Genomic DNA, 19,862 nt, shown 5'->3' on the forward strand with positions numbered 1-19,862 from the left:
TGCCGAGCTCGGCCAGATCGCCGCCGCGCGCGCTGGCGCCGTCGCGCGTGCCGAGCACGAGCGCGGCGACGACGCGGCTCGCCCAGCCATCGCCCAGTCCCCACACTTCGCGCACACGCGCCTCGACCTGCGCGGTCTTGACGCCTGCCGCGCCGAAGAGGCCGCGCATGCGGTCGCGCACGATGTCGGAGAGCACCGGGCCGAAAGCCTTGTAGTTCGGGGCGACTTTGTCGACGAGCGCGCTCAATGCGTCGATGCTCGCCTCGGCGGCGCCGTCGACGCTCGCCACGCCGAGTTCCGAGCTGATATCCATCAGCAGCTGGTTGCGGCGTGACGAGACGCCGTTCGTCAGCGTGTCGGTCGTGTCCTGCCCGCCGATCTGCTCGGGGCGAATCTTCGCGGCGTACGCCAGCAGCATGGCGATCGCGTCATGCGCCTTGAACGGGATGTCCGCGACGTCGCTGCCCGCAACACCCTGCGCAGCGCCACTCTGGGTAGCGCCTTGCGCGCCCCCATCCGCGGCCGTCGTCTGTACGCTACGGGTAGTGCCTTCCTCGCTACGGGTAGTGCTTTCTGCGGCGACACGCCCGGAATCTGCGGGGTTTTGGGCGCTCTGACCACTACCCGTAGCAGAAGAAGCACTACCCGTAACAGGGGTGGAGGCGGCAGACGACGCTTCGGCGACTGCGGGCTCCGGCTCAGGGGCGAGGGAATCCGTGTCGGTCATGTAGATGCGGGACTCGTCGCGGCCCACGTTGAGCACGGTCACCTTGCGGCGCGAGAACTCGGGCAGCTTGAGCGTCTTGGCACCCAGGTTCGCGAGCGTCGGCGCATTGCCCAGGCCAACCTCCACGTACTCCTCCACGCCGAGACCGCCCTGTTCGGCCGATCCGAACAGCAGCGCCTGCGTTTCGATCCAGCGCACCGGCGAAGCGAACTGCCAGCTGAGCAGTTCGGTGAGCAGCAGACGGCCAAGCTTCTGGTCATCGGCCGCATACGACTCCCACACTTCGCTGTCGGCGAGCGCCTCGGCGATCCGCTCGGACGGCACGACCTCGAGGATCGCCGCCGCGAACTCGCGTGTCATCTCGAACGGCACGGCCACGAGGTTCGGGATGTAGCGTCCTTCGAGCGCACCGCGATAATCGATCTGCGCGGGCAGCAGCGCGTCGAGCTTGTCGCGGAACTCCGGCACGCCCTTGCGCAGCAGTGTGGAGTGGAACGGCACGTCGATGCCCGGCACGAACATGAACGCCTTCTTGCCGCCATACTCCGCCACGCGCCGCGCGGAATCCTCGGCGAGCGCCTTGAGCCCGGCGATCGTACCGGCCACCGCGTACTGCTGGCCCGCCAGATTGTAGTTGACGATCTCCAGGAACTCGCCGCTCGCCTGCGCGACCGACGCCACATATTCGCGCACGTGCGCGTCGTCGACGCCAAACTGGTTTGGCCGCAGGGCGCCCATGCGGTAGTTGGAACGGCCCTGCGCGTCACGGTCGATGAGATGGTGCATCGTCGACCCGCGGTGGAACACGAGTTCGAGCACGGTCTCGAGCGGGATCACGCCCGCGAACGAGCTGAGCGCGTTGTATTCGCCGAGCGAATGGCCGGCGAAATACGCGGGGTTGATGTCGGCGCCGGCCTCACGCAGGCGCGCGGTCTGCGCGAACGCGACCGTGGCGAGCGCGACCTGTGTGAACTGCGTCAGGTTGAGCAGGCCCTCCGGGTGGCGGTAGGTCACGCCGTTCGCGGTGAGTTCCTTCGGGTTGTCGCGCACCACGGCGAGGATTGAGAATCCGAGCCGCTCGCGCGTGAGCCTGTCGGCGCGCTCCCACACATCGCGCGCCGCCGCGGATTTGGCGCGCTCGTCGAGCACCATGCCCTGCTGCTGGATGCCCTGGCCGGGGTAGACGAACGCGCTCGCCACGGGCCGCGTGATCGCGGTGCCGCGCGAGACGATCTGCCCGTCGATGCGGCACGTCACTTCGAGCACGAGGCCCGCGTGCGCCACGCGGCCGATGCGCTCCACCGTGATCTCCACTTCGTCGTCGAGCTGCACCATGCCGTACATGTTGTAGGTCCAGCCGGCGATCTCGTAATGCGCACCGGCGGTGTCGAGCGCCTGCACGGCGTGCTGCGCGGTCGCGGAAAGCCACATGCCGTGCACGAGCGGCTGCGCGAGCCCGCTGATCGCGGCGCCACGGTGCGACGTGTGGATCGGGTTGAAGTCGCCGGACGTGCGCGCGAACGCCGTCATCTCGTGCGGCGCGCGCACGGTGACGCGGCGCAGCACGCGGCGCGGCGTCTCGCGGATGTCTTCGACCAGCCCGCCGTAATTCGGCGCTGGCGCGGGCAGTTCGTCGCTGTACGCGCGGCCGCGGATCGCGAAACGCTCGGTTTCGCGCGCCACGAGCGCGCCGTCGGCCAGACGGTGCTCCACATGGATCGTGACGACGCGGCCCGACGCGGATTCCGCATACTGTTCGGCCCAGCCGTAGAGCGTGATCTGCTCGCCGGTGTGTTCGAGCAGCTCGTCTTCGGTGATGTCGAGTTCGATGAGGTGGTCGAGGTGCACGGCGTTGAGCAGGCCTTCGATGACCGGGTAGCCGCTGACCATGACCGAGCCGAGCGCCGCGTAGATCGTGGGCCATGCGGGGCCGACAAGCGCGTCGGGCGCGATGCGCGACGGCGCCAGATCGAGCGGCAGCGCGCCGCCGGTGGCGGCCTCATGGTCGGTGCCGAGGTTGGCGGAGAGCGTGTAGGCGGATTGCGCCACACCGAAGGGGAACTCCTGCGCGTTGTCGGCGGGCTGCACCATGGGCATGGCGGTCAGTTCGTCACCGGTGATCGCGGTGTTGCCGATGCCGGCGGTGGCGGCGAGCATGCGGTAGACGTGTTCGGGCAGGCGTTCGCGGTCCACCACGGGGATTGTGCCGGTCGCGTCGAGCGCCACGTTGAGCGGGATCACGATATCGCGCACGGCGTGCTTGCTCAGTCCGCCGTCCGGGTCGTTGTCCCAGAACGTGTCGAGATGGATGTCGAGGTCGAATTGTTCGACCCCCGCGGCCTCGTCGCGGCCCACATGGCGCAGTTCGTACTGCGCGCTGCCGCGTTCGGTGCCGTAGGCCGGATTGGCCGTCACGTGGCCGATCCACGAGATGTTGGCACTCGCACGGATGAAGTCCTCGGCGCTGCGCACGTCGTCAAGCGGCGCGAACACGGGTTCGGCCGCGCTCCGGCCTGCACCGGTGACGCGCTCGGTCATCGCGTCGCGGAACCGGCCGAGGATCGCAGCGACCGGCTCGTCGACGGTCGTGATGCCGGCCACCGAGATCGGGCCGGGGATAATGCGCACGGAATCGGCAGAATACCGCGGGTCCTCGGACTGCCACAGCTGGTCCTGGCCCCACCAGCGCAGCAGGTCGCCGTCGATCGCGGGCACGAAGGGCATCGGCTTGGGGTATTCGCGCACGAGCGTCGTGAACCACGCCTCGTCCATCGGTGACACCACGAGTTCGGCAATCTGCGGATATGCGGCGAGCAACGCGTCAATCGCGGTGAACGGGTCGGTCTCCACATCCTCGCGCGCAGCGAACATCGGCGTGAACTCGCCCTGTTCGAGGTCGATCACGCGCGCTTCGATGCGCTGCAGCAGGTGCAGGAAGCGGTCGGCGTACGTGCCGTCGGCCCAAGGGAACGCAAGTTCGGCGAACCGGCGCGCCCAGTCGAGGTATGTCATCGAGCCCAAATCACCGAAATACGGCTTGGCGGTCGCGTTGAGCGCGTCGATGATATCCGCGCGGCGGCTCACGAGCTCCTCGGGGTGCTTCATCACGCGCACGAGCAGGCGGCCGCAGCGCGCCGAGGCGTTCTCCAGCTCGTAGATGTCGGCGTGCAGGTGGCTCAGGCCAGACGTGACGCCGCCCACGGCCTGCCCGCTCGGCACCCACTGCTCGCCGAGCGGCGCGAACACGTCGCTGTTCTGCGCGCCAGAGTCGATGCCCGGCGTGTTGACGAGCATACGCTTGACTTCGGGGCTCGTGTGCGCCTCTTTCGCCGTCATGACGGCCGTGCCGACGAGCACGCCGTCCACCGGCATGTTCGGCCGATCGTAACGCGCCGCCCATTCGCCGCTGATGTAGTCGGCGGCGCGCTCGGGCGTGCCGATGCCGCCGCCCGCCACGAGCACGAGGTTCTCATGCTCGCGGATCTGCGCGTAGGTGGAGAGCAGCAGGTCGTCGAGCGACTCCCAGCTGTGGTGGCCGCCGGCGGACCCGCCTTCGACCTGCATGAGGATCTTCGCCGGCGCCACCGCGCATGCGATCGCCGCCACCTGGCGGATCTGCTCCACCGTGCCGGGTTTGAACGCGACGAATGGGAAGCCGTCCGCGTTGAGCAAGCGGACGAGTTCCACCGCCTCGTCAAGCTCAGGGATGCCGGCGGAGACGACGACGCCGTCGATCGGCGCGCCGCTCGCGCGCTTCTTCGGCACGATGCGCTGCGCGCCGAACTGCAGATTCCACAGGTAGCGGTCCATGAACATCGCGTTGAATTCGACCGTGCGGCCCTCGTCGAGCTCCTCTTCGAGCTTGGCGATGTTGCGGTCGAACACTTCGGCCGTCACCTGGCCGCCGCCCGCGAGCTCCGCCCAGTAGCCGGCATTGGCCGCGGCGGCCACGATCTCGGGCTCCACGGTCGTTGGCGTCATGCCGGCGAGCAGCACCGGCGGCTTGCCAGTCAGGCGTGTGAACGCGGTCGAGACCTCATCGCCGTGCGCGGTGCGCACTATGCGCGGGGCGAAGCGCGACCAGTCCTGTGTACGCGCGGGGGTGAACCCGGGTTCGGTGAGCGCGGCGCGCACGGCCGTGCCAGCCGCCTCGACAATGCCCACACCCGTGCCTTGCGCGTTGTTCGCGAACAGCTTCGTGAGCGTGGTGCCCGGGCCCAGGTCCACGACCCACAGGCCGCGCGGGTCGTTCGTGGTGAGCAGTTCGCGCACCTGCGTGGACCAATCCACCTGGTTGAGCAGCACTTCGGCGGCGAGCTCGCGCGCATGCGCCTCCTTGATGCCGCACGCGGCCGCCCACTGCCCCACGAGGTCCACCGCATGCGCCATGAGCGGGCTGTGGAACGGCAGCGTCACGTCGAGATATTCGAGCGTGGGGTCGAACACGCGGCCGCCGCGCACCTTGTCGGCGCGCAGCTGCGCCTGATGCGCGTGCTCCTTGCCCACTTCCACGGCGAACGACGCGAGGTCCTGCGGGTGGCCCGAGAGCACGACATGGTCCATCGCGTTGATCACGGCCACGGCGATCGGGCCGCGCGCGTCAGTCACGCGGGCGATGAGTTCGTCCGCCTGCCTCGGCATGATGCCCTTCACCGAAAGCATCGGCGTGGAGTCGCCGTAGCGCGGCACCATGCCGTGCGCGCGGGCCTCGCGCGTGCCGGCGGCGCCGATCAGCGCGGCGATCGCGAGGATTTCTCCGATCGCGCCGCGTGCCGCCTCAATCGAGCCGGCGCTGATGATCGCGCGGGCCATGTGCACGCCGAGGATGCCCTGCGAATGGCCAAGGAGCGCGCGCGGGGCGGCGTCGGCCACGTCGTAGCCGAGCTGCGCGGCGTCGAGGAGCGCGCCGAGCTGCGCGAGCGCGATGCCTTCGACGCTCGCGGTCGCGTCGGCCGCTGCGCCCAGGTGCACGGCGTTCGGGGTGAAGCCGAACAGGTCGATCTCACGGCCGGTCGTGGCCAGCAGTTCGGCGCCCACCGGGGCGAGCATGTCGTGCGCCAAGCGCGCGTAGTCGTGCAGGGTTTCGTTGAGTTGCGGGTCATCGGTCAATTCGGCGAGAGCGGACGTCCACGGTGTGGACTGGCCCGCGAACATGAGCGCGTGCGGTTCGCAGGCAAGGCGGCTGAGGAATGGTGTGGTGGTCATCAGTGTTCTTTCTGTGTTAGTCATATGTGATGGATACATGAGTTGGTGCTTGGGATCGGTGCTAGAGGGGCTGGTTGCCGTGGTGGCGGGGCGTGGCGCGCATGCGGCGCTTGCCGGCAAGGAGCTTGAGCCCCTCCACAAGCGCATCGCGCGTCTGCTCGGGGTCGATCATCGCGTCGATCTGCCCGGTTTCCATCGAAAGGTTCGCGTTGACCGTGGTGCGCTCGTATTCCGCGGCGTACCGCGCGCGCACCTGCTCCACGTCCTGCCCGGCATCGCGCGCTTTCTGCAGGTCCTTGCGGTGGATGATGTTCACCGCACCCGTGGCGCCGAGCACCGCGATCTGGCTGCTCGGCCACGCGTAGTTGAGGTCAGCGCCGATCGCCTTCGACCCCATCACGATGTACGCGCCGCCGAACGCCTTGCGCAGGATGACGGTGATGAGCGGCACCTGCGCGCTCGCATACGCGTAGATGACTTTGGCGCCGCGCCGGATGATGCCCGCGTGCTCCTGCTCCGCGCCCGGCTTGTACCCGGGGGTGTCCACGAGTGTGATCACGGGCAGGTTGAACGCGTCGCACAGGCGCACAAACCGCGCGATCTTCTCGGAGGAATCCACGTCGAGGCCACCCGCGAGCACATTCGGCTGGTTCGCCACAATGCCCACCGGATGCCCGTCGATGCACGCGAATCCGACCACCGCCGAACACGCGAACAGCTCGTGCACCTGCACGAACTCGCCGTAGTCCACAAGGCAGCGGATCACGTCGAGCGCGTCGTAGGGCTGGCGGTCGTTCTCCGGCACGACCTCACGCAGGCGCGCGGCGACCTCACGGTCCGCGCGCGTGGCCATATACGCGTAGGTGGGCGGCTGCGCGGTCGAGTTCGACGGCAGATAGGCGAGCACCGTGCGCGCGTAGTCGATCGCGTCGGCTTCATCGGCGCCGAGGTAATGCGCCACGCCCGAGGTGGTGCTGTGCACCTTGCCGCCGCCCAGGTCGTTCATGCTAATCGACTCGCCTGTGGCGGCCTTGATCACGTCGGGGCCGGTGACGAACATGTTCGAGTTCTCGCGCGTCATGATGATCAGGTCCGTCAGTGCCGGGCAATACACCGCGCCACCCGCGCACGGACCCAAAATCAGTGAGATTTGCGGAATGAAGCCGCTCGCGTCGCATGTTTTACGGAAAATGCGCCCGTATTGCGTCAATGCGGCCACACCTTCCTGGATGCGCGCGCCGCCCGAGTCGATGAGTGCCACGACCGGCACCTGCAGCGCGAGCGCCTGATCCATCAGCCGGCAGATCTTGCGCCCCTCGGCCACGCCGAGCGTGCCTCCGCGCACGGAGAAATCCTGCGCGTACACGGCCACCGTGCGCCCGTACACCTCGCCGAAGCCGGTGATGACGGCGGCCCCGGCGGTGCCCGCCGCGATGTCGCCGCCGCTGAACCGCCCGATCTCCTCGAACGTGCCGGTGTCGAGCAGCAGGTCGAGCCGTTCACGCGCGGTGAGCTTGCCTTTCACATGCTGGCGGTCGCGCGCCTTCTCCTCGGCGTCGCGCGCTAGCTGGGCCGCGCGCAGCACCGCCGGGCGGATTGGCTGATGTTCCGCTGCGGGCGATGCGCCTGCATGGCCCGCGCCGTCGGCACCATCCACGGATTGCAACGCCTGCACGGCCCACGCGGCCTCGTTGAGCCCGCCGTGAGCCTCGGCAAGCGCGAGCAGGGTCGGGGAATTCGTGATGTCGTTCATGCGTGCGCCTCCTCGGATTGCGCAGACTGGTCGGATTGGGCGCGATGCGCGTCGCTGGCGTGCCGCGTGCCCGCCACGTCCATCGTCAGCAGCGTCTCGCCCGCTTCCACGCCTGCGGCCGGAGCGGCAAAGATCTCGGTGACGGTCCCGCCGGCCGGCGCATAGACGTAGTTCTCCATCTTCATGGATTCGAGCACCACGAGCAGGTCGCCCTTCGCCACGGCCTGCCCCGGCTCCACGGTGATGCGCGTCACGATCGCCTGCATCGGCGACGAGATGACGCCAGGACGTTCGTCGCGCGTCTCCTTGCGCTCCACGTGGTGCATGCCCTGGCCGCGCAACGGCTGGGTGGGCATCTGCGCGGCGCGCGCATGGGTGCCGCCGGTCAGGTTGGCCACCACGTCGAGCGGCACGGTCAGTTCCACGCGCCGGTTGTTCACTTCGATCACGAACCGTTCGCTCGCCGTGCGCGCAGCGTCCTCGGCCGTCGCCGCACCGGCGACCGACGCCGGCTGTCCCGCGCGCGCCGCCTCGGGTTCGCGGTTGAGGTATTTGCGTTCGAGCCACTTGGTGCTCACGTCGAACGGTGCGCCATGCTCGCCGGTGAACTCGTCGTCGGCGAAAATCTGCGCATAGAGATCAGCGGGTGTCGGCACACCGGCGATTTCGAGCTCGGCGAGCGCGCGCCGCACGCGGGCGATCGCCGCGGGGCGACTCTGCGCGGTCACGATGAGCTTTCCCATCATCGAATCGAATTTCGGGGAGATTGTGTCGCTTTCCGCAACGCCCGAATCCACGCGGATGCCAGGGCCGGACGGCCAGCGCACCGTCTCGAGCGTGCCCGCGCTGGGCGTGAGATTCGATTTGGGGTCTTCGCTCGTGATGCGCAGCTCGAAACTGTGACCGCGCGGGGCGGGCGCGGGGGTGAGGTGTCCGCCCGCGGCGATCGTGAGCTGCTCGCGCACCAGATCGAGCCCGCAGACCTCTTCGCTCACGGTGTGTTCCACCTGCAGGCGCGGATTGACCTCTAGGAAATACGCTTTGCCCGTGTCGGTCACCATGAACTCGCACGTGCCGAGCCCCACATATTGCACCGTGTCAAACAGCCGGCGCGAGTAGGCGCGCAGCTGCTCCTCCACCTCGTCGGTGAGGAACGGGGCGGGAGCCTCTTCGATGAGCTTCTGGTTGCGCCGCTGCACCGAGCAGTCGCGCGTGGAGTAGACGGTGAACTCGCCGTGCGCATCGCGCCCGCATTGCGTTTCCACATGGCGGCCGTGGTCGATGAACCGCTCCACGAAATACTCGGACAGGTCGCCGCCCTGCACCGCGTTATGGTTCAGGTGGAACCCGCGCAGCTCGTCGTCGTTGCGCACGAGCGTGATGCCACGGCCGCCGCCGCCATCGGTGCGTTTCATCATGAGCGGATAGCCGTGCGTGTGCGCGAAGTCGAGCAGCACGCGCATATCGCTCACCGCGTGCGAGATCCCCGGCACCGGCGGCACCTTTGCTTTCGTGGCCACGTTGCGCGCGCTGATTTTGTCGCCAAGCGCCTTGAGCGCGCGCGGCGACGGGCCAATCCACACGGCGCCGGCGTCCATCACGCGCGTGGCGAACGACGCGACCTCGGAAAGGAAGCCGTACCCGGGGTGCACGGCGTCGGCGCCGCTGCGTTCCAAGATGGAGAGGAGCAGGTCCTCATTGAGATATGTGTCCGCGTAGGTGTCTCCCGAGAGCAGATACGCTTCGTCCGCCATCTGCACGTACTGGCAGTGGCGGTCCTGCTCGGCGTACACCACCACGGTGGGGATGCCCATTTCGCGCGCGGTGCGCACCACGCGCAGGGCGATCTCACCGCGGTTGGCGACGAGCAGTTTGCTGATGTGTTGAAGCATGCGTCCTAGATTGCCGCGGCCGCCGTGCGCGCGCTTTTTGTTTTTCGCAAAGATCGCGCCCCGGTTTTGTTCACGGCTACAAACCGGCCGCCGCAAGCGTGCGCGTAAGCTTTGGGCGGATTGGTCTGGGGCGGTGGCGGGCGATGCGTAACGGGCAACCGGGCTGCGCTGGCGCGCGGATGCCGCCCGATTGCCACACATGCCGCAGGTTGCGTGGTGTATGCACCGCGGCCGCGTGCCGGGTAGCGGCGCTGGGTTTCCATGCGGGTCTCCATGCATTCACAGCGGGCATGGTGGCGTGCATGGGCCTGGTACGCATGACGAAAGGAATAGATATGCAAAACACTGAAATCACTGCGTCCTCGCGTCTCACTATGCGGACATTCATGCTGCAGTGGGCGCCGTCCCTTGTGACGGCCGGACTGTTGTGGGCGGCCACCGCGGCGGGGCGCATTCCAATTCCCGGAACGCCGGTGCCGATCACGTTGCAGACGCTCGTGGTGATGATGGCGGCCATGGTGCTCAGCCGGCGGCAGGCGGTGGCCGCGGTCGTCATGTATGTGGCGATGGGTGCGTGCGGCCTGCCGGTGTTCGCGGGCGGCATGTCCACGCTTGCGCTTGTGGGGGCGAGCGCTGGTTTCATCTTCGGTTTCGTGCCCGCGGTGGCCGTGACCGCCACGCTCGTGGCCGCCGTGCAGCGGGTGAGTGCGCGCTGGGGCGGCGTGCATGATGGCGCCGGCAACGCGACATCGGCGAACAATGGGCACCACGCCATGAACGGCGCGGCAGACGATGGCGGCATGGGTGTCGCAGCAGGCAGGTCGGCGGATGGCACGATTGCGCAGGCAGGCCGCGTCACCGCGCGTTGGGCGCTGCGGTTTGTGGCGTATTGGGCGGCGGCGGTGATCGGCTGCATCGTACTGCATTATGCGTGCGGCCTGTTGGTGCAGTCGGCGGTCACCGGTGTGCCGCTACGTTTGATCGCGAGCGCCTCCGCCGGCTTCCTTCCCGGCGACCTGTGCAAAGCGGCCTTGGCTGCCACCGTGGCTGCCACCTTCCGTCGCTAGTCGCCGTCTGCTGCCGTGGCCACCACCTACCATCGTGACTGTCACCTGCCACCATGGTCGCCATCTGCCACCATGGTCGCTTCCCGCGGCCGTGGCTGCCAACTTACCGCCGTAGCCGCCGCTTCGCTTACCGCCGCTAGCCGCCATCTGCCGCTACCTAAGCCATCCGCCGTCAGTAGCCGCCACCTGCAGCCGTTAGCCTCCACACTCCATGTATGCCGGGGCTCCAGCATCAATACGCGCCGAAGCCCCGCATCAGCGTACGGATTGTACGCACAATTCAGAGCGTGCGTACAATTCACACGCAAACTGGCCTCGTTGCGTACGAATTGTACGCAGCCTACCCAAAAGCGCGTAAAATTCATACGCTTAGATGGCAATTTGCGTACGGATTTTACGCACGCCTGTGATACCGCGTACAATTCGCACGCAATCGGGATACCACTGCATGCCACACCCCACGACTGTTAGAACGCGCCCATACCGCACCGCACCCCGACGCACTACGCCCCAGATACAACATGCCCAAGCCACACCACGATGCACCGCACCCCCGCCACATCGCGCCCCGGCCGCGCCCCGACGCACCACGCCCCGGCCATGCCGTGAGGTGGCCACACCGAAGCGTTGATGACATGGCCGTCTCACGGCACAGCACGGGTCTGGTGGCACATTGGCCGCGGAAACGGCTTGCATGGTGCGTATCTCGCTTACGAGAGTGCCATAATTGTGCAGCCTCAAAGTATTGGCCGTGGGGTTCACCGGAATTCCAGCGATCTGCACGGCCAATACCTGCATGCGCCAAGATTATGGCACTCTCGTAAGCGAGATACCACGCACAACAAGCAGGCCCCACGCTGGCAGCCAGACGCGACCGGCCACACGTCAGCGCCCAGCGGACGTGGAATAATCGACAGTATGTGTAGCAATGTGCAGCTGGGCGAACTGAGCGCCAGCAATCTGATCAATGACGACCTACCGCAGACACGGTCCGTGGCACACGTGTGGTCGCTCAACACGGCGCGCTCCACGAACGCCACGGCCGAACAGCTCATCACAAGCGGCCGGTGGCAGCGCGATGGCATGACGGTCATCGCCGCGCGCGAACAGACCGCCGGCCGCGGGCGCCTCGACCACACATGGTACAGCGCGCCGGGCGAGTCGTTCACGGCTTCGTTCGTTTCGGCGGTGGGCGCGGGCGTGGCGCACGACCCCACGCTCAACGGCTGGCTGCAGATGATCGCCGGCCTCTCCGTGCTCGACGCGCTGCGTGAAACACTGCAGGAAACCAATCTGCGGTGGGTCGCCGACCCAGTGAACGCCGACGATTCCGCAGACGACGTCAAACTCAAATGGCCCAACGACATTGTGTTCCACGGGCGCAAACTCGGCGGGATCCTCGCGCAGATCGTCACGTTGCCGGACGACCCGAACACGGTCGCGGTGATTTTCGGCGTGGGGCTGAACATCGCTGTGCCTCAGGATGAACTGCCAATCGACGCGGCCACATCGTGGCGTCTGATCACCGAACCCGCGGACGAGGGCGGACGCCCGCCGGCGGAGCGCGTGATGGATCTGCTCGCCACACGCATCGTACGCAATCTCGAGGGGCGGCTGTGGCAGTTCGGGCTCAACCCGCACGGCTACGCGCGGAATCTGCTCAAGCGTGTGACCGAAGAGTGCTGGACGCTGGGGCGTCCGATCATTGTCCATTACATGGATGGCAACACGTGCAGTGGCATCGCCCGCGCGCTCGATGCCGACGCTTCGCTCGCGATGACCGACGACGACGGCATCGAGCGCCTTGTGCGCACCGGCGACGTGGGTGTGCTCCCCGTCGGCGATTGATGCGTGCCCAGCACGCTGCATGCCGAGCCCCCTGGGCAATACGCTAGGATTGCAAAACTGCGCATGCGCATGACGCCACGACCCGCCAAGACGCATTCTGGGCGAAATGTACAATCGCTGACTATGGATCGTGATCATCTGAGCCACTCCCCCGCGCCCACACGCACCGCACTCGCACGCGTGGGGGCCGCGCTGTGCTGGCTCGTCGCGGGGCTGGCGTGCGCATGGATCGCCTGGTGCACGGCGATCGGCCCCCTGATGCGCGCCGACTCCGGACTCTCCGCCTTCCGCTGGACCAACGGCGTGGGATTCGTGGCCATGTTCGCGGTGTGTTTCGGCATCGTGTGGCTGCTCGTGCGCTCCGCCCACCGCACAGCAGATTCTGCCCACCGCATGGCCGATTCCGCCCCGCGCACGGCGTTCCCTCCGCGCATACCCGCGCTGCCGCCGCGCACCGCGCGCTTCTTCGCCGCCGCAGGCCGCTTCATCATGCGCGCGACCGGCAACTGGCGCCGCATCTGGCTTGTGCTCGTAATCGGCTGGCTGTGGATCCCCACCACTTTGCTTGCGGCGTACGGCGCGGACATCCTTTCGCAGACCCGCGAATTCGCCTGGGCATGGAATCAGTGGACCGGACTCGACCAGCCGTACATCGGCTTCTTCTCGTTCGTGCCGATGGACATCTACCCCACCGCGCATTACATGTGGTCCACCGACCCAACCTATCTGACCGACCAGCACAACATCGTGCTCACCGTGTTCTATGGCGCCACCGCCGCGCTCTCCCGCTACCTGACCGGCTCGAACGATGCCGGCTTTGTAGTGCTTGCCGCCCTGCAGTGGCTCTTCGCCGGCTTCTGCTGCGCTTCCGCCGCCAATCGTTTCTTCAATCTGCCGTGGATTGCGCGCACGGCATCAGGACCGCGCACGCACCCGGATTACGCGCACCCCGAACGCCTGCACACCGCGAATCCCGTCGATTTCGCTCATCCCGAACGCGGCCTGCGCGCCTACACGCCCACCGCAGAACCGGCGCGCACCCCGGCCCCCGCCGGCCCGCTCGCCCGCGCGCTCGTGATGCTGCTGTTCCTGTGCTGCCCGCTCGTCACGTTCTCCACGATCTCACTGACCAAATCCCCACTCTTCGCGTTCGCGTTCACTTGGTGGTTCGGCCTGATGTACGAGTTGTACATGACCCACCGCAACACCCCCGGCCGCCCGCAACCCACACGCCCCGTCACGATCGCCGCGTTGGTCGTCTCGTGCGTCGTCATGCTCGTCAGCGCGAAATACGCGTGGTACATCCTCATGACCCAAGTGGTGCTCTCGCTGCTTGCCGACCGCCGCCGCTGGCTCTTGTATCTGCTCACATTGCTCCTGCCGACTGTGCTCGTGCACGGCGCGATCGCGATGCTCATCGGCTCCGGCGCGATTATCGGCGGCGACCCGATCGAAAGCCGCGGCGCGCAGCTGCAGATGATCGCGCGCGTGGCGCAACGCAACCCGGGCGCGATTCCCGAAAGCGCAGCGAAAAAGCTCGCGCCGATCTTCAACATCGACCAGATGGCGCAGGCGTACCGCAGTGAGGACGCCGACCCGGTCAAATCGTCGGGCATTCAATCGAAGAAAGTGAGCTACCGCTGGCGTTCGGTCACCGCGGAAGACATGAAGCAGTTCAACGCCGTCTGGCTCGAGATCGTACGCGCCGACCCGCAGACCGCGTTCGACGCGCTGTTCGCAAAATCATACGGGTATTTCGACGTGTTCGACCCGCCGTATGTGCCGATGAGCTATTACGTGGACAATGATTACGTACAGCGGTCCAACACGTGGATCAAATACTACAATCACAACTGGCGGTACGGCGTGGCGCATGTTGTGCGCGAGTGGAGCCGGATCCCGGTGCTCGGCTGGGTCACGCACGGCAATTTCTACGTCACGCTCACACTGCTCATCGGTGCCGCCGAGCTCGCGCTGCGCCGCTGGCGTGCGCTGAGCTGGCATATGCCACTCCTACTGTTGATGGGCGTGATGATCACGGCGCCGGCGAACAATTTCGAGCGCCATATGCTGCCGATCGCGTTCGTCTTCGGGTTCCTGTGCATCATGTTCGCGCGCGACAACCGCGGCGGCAGCTGGGTTCGCGGCACAGCGCGCCCCTCGCCCCGCGCGTAACGCTAGGCGTCGCGCATGCGGCCGATTGCGATCGCCGTGTTCAGTACGAACGCGTCGCGTGGGTCGGTCGCGTCCCAGCCGGTCGTCTCGGCGGCGCGCTTGAGCCGGTAGCGCACGGTGTTGGGGTGGATGTTGAGCTCTTTCGCCGTCAGTTCCAATGATCCCCCGTAGCGTAAAAACGTGGAGACGGTCAGGAATGTCGGATCGTCGTCGTGCTCGCCGTGCAACACGCGATACACGTTGCAATACAGTTCCTCACGCGCGATGTCATCGCCGAGCAAGGCGCGCTCGGGAAGCAGGTCGTCCGCCCTCAGCGGACGCGGCGCATGCTGCAGCGAGGGCGCCGCCTGCAGCGAAAACAGCGTTTCGTGCAAGGCACGGGCCGCCCCCTGCGCGCCGGTACGCACCGGGCTCAGGTACAGCGGCGCCTCGGAGAACGCACCGGCCATCGCGGTGCACGCCACTTCCGGCGAAACGGCGGCCTGTACACGCATGCACACGAGCGCATACCGCCCGTACGTGCCGATGAGCGGGGCTTCGCCGCCCAGATCGCCGACGGCTTTGCTCACTGCGGCAGCGGTGGCGCCGAGCGACTCCGCCGGTTCGCCGCCGATGGCGAAACAGTCGAATTCCCCACGCCAGCCGATGATGTTGAGCAGCGAGACCACGCGCTCGTCGTCGAGGCCCGCGAGCAGACATTCGAAGGTGAGCCGCATGATTGTCGTATCGTCCGTATGCCCCGCCAAAAGATCGAGAATATCCGCCTGCTCACTGCCTGCCATGCTGCCCAGTGTAGCGGCGGGGCGTTATTTTCGGCCCCGCGCACACACGGCGTTTCGCCATGTGCGCGCGGGCGTCCGGAACGCAAACAGCGCCCCGCACACGGAGTGCGGAGCGCTGTTATGTAGTTCCTGAAGATCAGGACTGCGATCAGATCGACGCCGGATCCACCGGGATGCCCGGGTTCATCGTGGAGCTGATCGTAGCCTTGGTGATGTAACGGCCCTTCACGGTGGACGGCTTGAGACGCTTGATCTCGTCGGCCACAGCGCGGAAGTTCTCATCGAGGGCTTCGGCAGTGAAGCTCAGCTTGCCGAAGAGGAAGCTGAGGTTGCCGTTCTTGTCGACGCGGAAGTCGACCTTGCCGCCCTTGATGTCCTTGATCGCCTTGGTGACGTCCATGGTCACGGTGCCGGTCTTCGGGTTCGGCATGAGGCCACGCGGACCGAGCACACGGCCCAGACGGCCGACCTTGCCCATCATGTCCGGGGTGGCGACCACGGAGTCGAAGTCGAGGAAGCCGTTGGCGACCTGCTCGACCAGATCGTCGTCACCGACGATGTCGGCGCCGGCCTCGAGGGCCTCGGTGGCCTTCGGGCCACGGGCGAACACGAGCACCTTGGCGGTCTTACCGGTGCCGTTCGGCAGGTTCACGGAACCGCGGACGAGCTGGTCGGCCTTGCGCGGGTCCACATTCAGACGGAGCACAGCTTCGACGGTCTGGTCGAAGTTGTAGGCCGGCATGCTCTTGAGCAGAGCGATGGCCTCTTCCGGGGTGTACAGGTTGTTACGGTCGATGCGCTCGGCCGCTTCGCGATACTTCTTGGAGTGCTTAGCCATGATGATTCCCTATCCTCTCAGCTCAGTCGTTCACGGTGATGCCCATCGAGCGCGCGGTGCCCTCGATGATCTTCATGGCAGCGTCGATGTCACGAGCGGAAAGATCAGCCATCTTGGTTTCGGCGATCTCGCGGACCTGATCCTTGGTGACCGAACCGACCTTGGTGGTCAGCGGGTTGTCGGTGCCCTTGGTGATGCCCGCGGCCTTCTTGAGCAGCGCGGCCGCCGGCGGGGTCTTCAGGATGAAGTCGAAGGAACGGTCTTCGTAGACGGTGATCTCCACAGGGATGATCTGGCCCATCTTGTCCTGCGTCTTGGCGTTGTACGCCTTGCAGAAATCCATGATGTTCACGCCGTGCGAACCCAGAGCCGGGCCCAGCGGCGGGGCCGGGTTGGCCTTGCCAGCCTCAATCTGGAGCTTGATCAGCGCCGAGACTTTCTTCTTAGGAGCCATAATATGGTTCTTCTTTCTCTGAAGCGGTACAAACGGCACGGGACCTCCCCGTACCTTCCGCAACTGATGATTTGTCGCGCGCGTACGCACACAACTTTTCCAGTATGCCATGCGCGCGGGACTTGTGGGCCCCGCGCGCAACACAAAACCGGCCGTAGTGCACGGCCGGTTTTCACGTAAAGAATCAGGCGAGCTTTTCGACCTGGTCGAAGCCGAGCTCGACCGGTGTGTCACGCCCGAAGATTGAGACGAGCACGGTGAGCTTCTGCGTCGTCGGCTCCACATCAGAGACAACGGCGGACATCGTGGTGAACGGGCCATCGGTCACCGTGACCTGATCGCCCACGGCGTACGAGACCTCCATGACGCGCTTCTTGGCGGCGGCCGGCTTGTCCCCGGCCTTCTTGAGCGCTTCCGAGGCGATCATCGGGGCCATCATGGACACGACCTCTTTGCGGCTCAGCGGCGCCGGCTCGCGGGTCGGGCCGACGAAGCCGGTCACGCCTTCGGTCTCGCGCACAATGCGGCGCGCGTCCTCGTCCGGCCACATGCGGATCAGCACATAGCCTGGCACACGCACACGCGTGATGACCTTCTTGCCCTTTTCGGTGTGCTTCTCGACCTCTTCCATCGGCACTTCCACCTGGAAGATCGTGTCTTCAAGGCCGAAGCTCGCCACACGGGATTCGATGTTGCTCTTCACGCGCTTCTCATAACCGGAATACGTGTGCAGCACGTACCACTTGCCTTCGAGTGTGCGCAGGCTCTTGGAGAATTCCTTGACAGCGAGCGCGCCGGCGTCGGCGGCTTCCTCTTCGGCCTCTTCGGCTTCGGCGGCCGGGCCGTCGTTGTTGGCGTCCGCGTTGGCGGTGCCTTCGGATTGTGCGGCTTGGTCGCCTTCAGGCGAATCGTCGATGGCATCCTGAAGGCTGTCTTGCGCGGCTTCGCTCGCATCGTCCGCGGAGGCGGAGTCGGCAGCTTCCACTGAGTCATACGCCATGCCTTCGGCGATGTCCTCGCTCGGCGAGGCGGCGGCGACGGCGTCAATCTCTCCCTGTGCGTCGGCCAGCGCGGCATCGGCGGGCTCCTGCGCACTGAACGTCATAGCCTGTACGTCTACCTGCGACTGGTCGTCAGCTGCCTCGGGCAGCTGGTCGAGGTTCTCGAGATTCACTTCGTCACTCATGCACGTTCACCTTTGCTTGATTGTATGTATTCAGAACGAATATTACCTTCAGCCAGAGTATAGCGGGTGGAGCGAACGGGCGTGGATCAGCCGAAGATCAGCAGTGCGAGCTTGCCCAGACCAAAGTCCATCGCGGTCACGAACACCATGAGCAGCAGCACGAAGATGAACGACGCGAGCGACCACCAGAACAGCTGCTTGCGGGTAGGCGTCACAACTTTGCGCAATTCGTCGATGATCTGCTTGAAGAACAAACCGATGCGCATGAAGATGTTCGGGTTGACGACTTCCTCGCCATGATCTGTCTTAGCAGCCATGATCCCTCCAGAATAGCTTGGTAAGCTCACTCGATCTCACTCGATGGTCTTTGCAGGGAAGGCGGGACTCGAACCCACAACCTACGGTTTTGGAGACCGTTGCGCTACCAATTGCGCCACTTCCCTAGGAAGATCATGCTCAGCCTGCCGCCTGGGCGCCTTTCGGACCCTGTCGGTGGCTTCGCAAAACCGCCAAGTGAACATAGTAGCGGCTTATGCCGACTTCGCCAAATCCCCGCGTGTATCTTCACGTGTCGCACACGTTTTCCGCCCGCGCCGCGCGCCAATCCCAGCCCCGACTACGGCGAAAGCCATGTGTGCGGGCGCACAGCATGGCTTTCATCCAGACCAGGCATCCACCGCTCACGCAGCGGGCGACGCGGCGACCCACTCCTGGAAGCGACGCATGCCCTCGGCGAGCTGGTCGTCGGCGAGCGCGTACGAGAAGCGCAGATACCCGGGCGCGCCGAACGCCTCGCCGGGCACGGCCGCCACATGCGCCTCGTCGAGCAGCGCGGCCGCGAGCGCCGCGGTGTCCTCGAACACTTGTCCGTTGGGACCCATCGGCCGGTTCAGTAGCCCGCGTACGTCGGGGAACGCGTAGAACGCGCCCTTCGGCGTGGGGCAGTGCACGCCGTCAATCTGGTTGAGCGCCGCGACGATCGCCTGCCTGCGCGCGTCGAACGCCTCGCGCATGCGCTCCACCGCGTCGAGCGGCCCGGAGACGGCGGCGAGCGCCGCGCGCTGGGCGATGTTGTTCACGTTCGACGTCATGTGCCCCTGCAGTTTCGCCGCCGCCTTGGCCACGCGCTCGGGCGCGACCATCCAGCCGACGCGCCAGCCCGGCATGGCGTAGGTCTTCGCCACGCCGTTGAGCACGATCAGCTGTTCGCGTACTTCAGGCACGGCCGCGCCGATGTACGTGGTGTGCACGCCGTCGTACGTGAGATGCTCGTAGATCTCGTCGCTGACGACCCAAATGCCGTGCTCGATCGCCCATTCGCCGATCGCACGGATCGTCTCTTCGCTCCAGACCGCGCCGGTCGGATTGTTCGGCGAGGTGACGATGACCGCCTTCGTGCGCTCGGTGCGCGCGGCCTCGAGGTCGGCGACGTTCGGCTCGAAGTTCACTTCGGCGCCGGCGAACACTTCGACCGGTACGCCGCCGGCGAGCTTGACCGCCTCGGGGTAGCTCGTCCAGTACGGGGTGGGGATGATGACCTCGTCGCCACTGTTGAGCAGCAGTTGGAATGTCTCGTAGACGGCCTGCTTGCCGCCGTTCGTCACCACGACCTGCGACGGCGAGACCTCGTAACCGGAGTCACGGAGCGTCTTCGCGGCGATCGCCTCGCGCAGTTCGGGCAGGCCGGCGGTGGGCGTGTAGCGGTAGTTGCGCGGGTCGACCACGGCTTCGGCGGCCACGGCCACGATCTCTTCGGGCGTAGCGAAATTCGGTTCGCCGGCGCCGAAACCGATGACGTCGATGCCTTCGGCCTTCATGGCCTTGGCTTTGGAATCCACGGCGAGTGTGGCGCTCGGCGTCACGTGATTGATGCGGTCAGACAGGGGGAGGGAATCTGTGTTGGTCATGGCTCTCATGCTACTGCCGGACCGCAAC

General features: G+C 66.3%; 12 protein-coding genes and 1 tRNA gene. 3 read left to right on the forward strand and 10 right to left on the reverse strand.

The annotated features are described in order from the left end of the window. The 3 genes from OU02_RS07745 to OU02_RS07755 form a co-directional block, all read right to left on the reverse strand. On the reverse strand, positions 1 to 5,932 hold a 5,932-nt coding region (locus tag OU02_RS07745; RefSeq protein WP_033489734.1), incomplete at its 3' end, for a fatty acid synthase subunit beta domain-containing protein. Between the two features lie 61 nt (positions 5,933 to 5,993). Beyond that, the gene (locus OU02_RS07750) at positions 5,994 to 7,685 is read right to left on the reverse strand and encodes an acyl-CoA carboxylase subunit beta (protein ID WP_080720587.1); all 1,692 of its coding nucleotides are present in this window, start codon (positions 7,683 to 7,685) and stop codon (positions 5,994 to 5,996) included. After that, on the reverse strand, positions 7,682 to 9,577 hold the full coding sequence (locus OU02_RS07755) for an acetyl/propionyl/methylcrotonyl-CoA carboxylase subunit alpha (RefSeq protein WP_033489736.1): 1,896 nt from the start codon (positions 9,575 to 9,577) through the stop codon (positions 7,682 to 7,684). Before OU02_RS07755 ends, OU02_RS07750 begins: the two co-directional genes overlap by 4 nt. Before the next feature lie 335 nt (positions 9,578 to 9,912). Between OU02_RS07755 and OU02_RS07760 the strand changes: the two genes are divergently transcribed. From OU02_RS07760 to OU02_RS07770, 3 genes are all read left to right on the forward strand, one after another. Then, the gene (locus tag OU02_RS07760) at positions 9,913 to 10,644 is read left to right on the forward strand and encodes a biotin transporter BioY (protein ID WP_033489738.1); all 732 of its coding nucleotides are present in this window, start codon (positions 9,913 to 9,915) and stop codon (positions 10,642 to 10,644) included. Positions 10,645 to 11,562: 918 nt separating this feature from the next. Further along, entirely contained in the window at positions 11,563 to 12,492 is a 930-nt protein-coding gene (locus OU02_RS07765) for a biotin--[acetyl-CoA-carboxylase] ligase (RefSeq protein WP_051918398.1), read from the forward strand. 123 nt (positions 12,493 to 12,615) lie between these two features. Next, positions 12,616 to 14,667 (forward strand): DUF6020 family protein, encoded by a 2,052-nt coding sequence (locus tag OU02_RS07770; protein WP_051918399.1) that lies wholly within the window; start codon positions 12,616 to 12,618, stop codon positions 14,665 to 14,667. Positions 14,668 to 14,669: 2 nt separating this feature from the next. Here the strand turns inward: OU02_RS07770 and OU02_RS07775 are convergent, their stop codons facing one another. The 7 genes from OU02_RS07775 to OU02_RS07805 all read right to left on the reverse strand — a co-directional run bounded on the left by OU02_RS07775 (position 14,670) and on the right by OU02_RS07805 (position 19,843). After that, positions 14,670 to 15,449 carry a PucR family transcriptional regulator gene (locus OU02_RS07775; RefSeq protein ID WP_033489740.1) on the reverse strand — a complete coding sequence of 260 codons (780 nt, stop codon included), beginning with the start codon at positions 15,447 to 15,449 and terminating at the stop codon, positions 14,670 to 14,672. A 148-nt stretch (positions 15,450 to 15,597) separates the two neighbouring features. Beyond that, positions 15,598 to 16,287, reverse strand: a complete 690-nt coding sequence (gene rplA, locus OU02_RS07780) for a 50S ribosomal protein L1 (RefSeq protein WP_022858367.1) — start codon at positions 16,285 to 16,287, stop codon at positions 15,598 to 15,600. Positions 16,288 to 16,309: 22 nt separating this feature from the next. Beyond that, complete coding sequence (gene rplK, locus OU02_RS07785) at positions 16,310 to 16,741, reverse strand: 50S ribosomal protein L11 (RefSeq protein ID WP_026643714.1); 432 nt, start codon at positions 16,739 to 16,741, stop codon at positions 16,310 to 16,312. Positions 16,742 to 16,925: 184 nt separating this feature from the next. Next, on the reverse strand, positions 16,926 to 17,927 hold the full coding sequence (nusG, locus tag OU02_RS07790) for a transcription termination/antitermination protein NusG (protein WP_033489741.1): 1,002 nt from the start codon (positions 17,925 to 17,927) through the stop codon (positions 16,926 to 16,928). 86 nt (positions 17,928 to 18,013) lie between these two features. Further along, complete coding sequence (gene secE / locus OU02_RS07795) at positions 18,014 to 18,244, reverse strand: preprotein translocase subunit SecE (protein WP_022858364.1); 231 nt, start codon at positions 18,242 to 18,244, stop codon at positions 18,014 to 18,016. 53 nt (positions 18,245 to 18,297) lie between these two features. Further along, positions 18,298 to 18,370: transfer RNA gene (locus OU02_RS07800), tRNA-Trp, on the reverse strand. A gap of 237 nt (positions 18,371 to 18,607) precedes the next feature. Next, positions 18,608 to 19,843, reverse strand: a complete 1,236-nt coding sequence (locus OU02_RS07805; RefSeq protein ID WP_033489743.1) for a pyridoxal phosphate-dependent aminotransferase — start codon at positions 19,841 to 19,843, stop codon at positions 18,608 to 18,610. Between the last annotated feature and the right edge of the window lie 19 nt (positions 19,844 to 19,862).

The sequence above is a fragment of the Bifidobacterium pseudolongum subsp. pseudolongum DSM 20099 genome (genome assembly GCF_000771225.1).
In the GTDB taxonomy this organism is placed as follows: Bacteria; Actinomycetota; Actinomycetes; order Actinomycetales; family Bifidobacteriaceae; genus Bifidobacterium; species Bifidobacterium pseudolongum.

Coding starts and splice junctions, on each gene's coding strand:
- OU02_RS07750 (WP_080720587.1), bottom strand. CDS start 7,685: ATGAACGACATCACGAATTCCCCGACCCTGCTCGCGCTTGCCGAGGCT.
- OU02_RS07755 (WP_033489736.1), bottom strand. CDS start 9,577: ATGCTTCAACACATCAGCAAACTGCTCGTCGCCAACCGCGGTGAGATC.
- OU02_RS07760 (WP_033489738.1), top strand. CDS start 9,913: ATGCAAAACACTGAAATCACTGCGTCCTCGCGTCTCACTATGCGGACA.
- OU02_RS07765 (WP_051918398.1), top strand. CDS start 11,563: ATGTGTAGCAATGTGCAGCTGGGCGAACTGAGCGCCAGCAATCTGATC.
- OU02_RS07770 (WP_051918399.1), top strand. CDS start 12,616: ATGGATCGTGATCATCTGAGCCACTCCCCCGCGCCCACACGCACCGCA.
- OU02_RS07775 (WP_033489740.1), bottom strand. CDS start 15,449: ATGGCAGGCAGTGAGCAGGCGGATATTCTCGATCTTTTGGCGGGGCAT.
- rplA (WP_022858367.1), bottom strand. CDS start 16,287: ATGGCTAAGCACTCCAAGAAGTATCGCGAAGCGGCCGAGCGCATCGAC.
- rplK (WP_026643714.1), bottom strand. CDS start 16,741: ATGGCTCCTAAGAAGAAAGTCTCGGCGCTGATCAAGCTCCAGATTGAG.
- nusG (WP_033489741.1), bottom strand. CDS start 17,927: ATGAGTGACGAAGTGAATCTCGAGAACCTCGACCAGCTGCCCGAGGCA.
- secE (WP_022858364.1), bottom strand. CDS start 18,244: ATGGCTGCTAAGACAGATCATGGCGAGGAAGTCGTCAACCCGAACATC.
- OU02_RS07805 (WP_033489743.1), bottom strand. CDS start 19,843: ATGAGAGCCATGACCAACACAGATTCCCTCCCCCTGTCTGACCGCATC.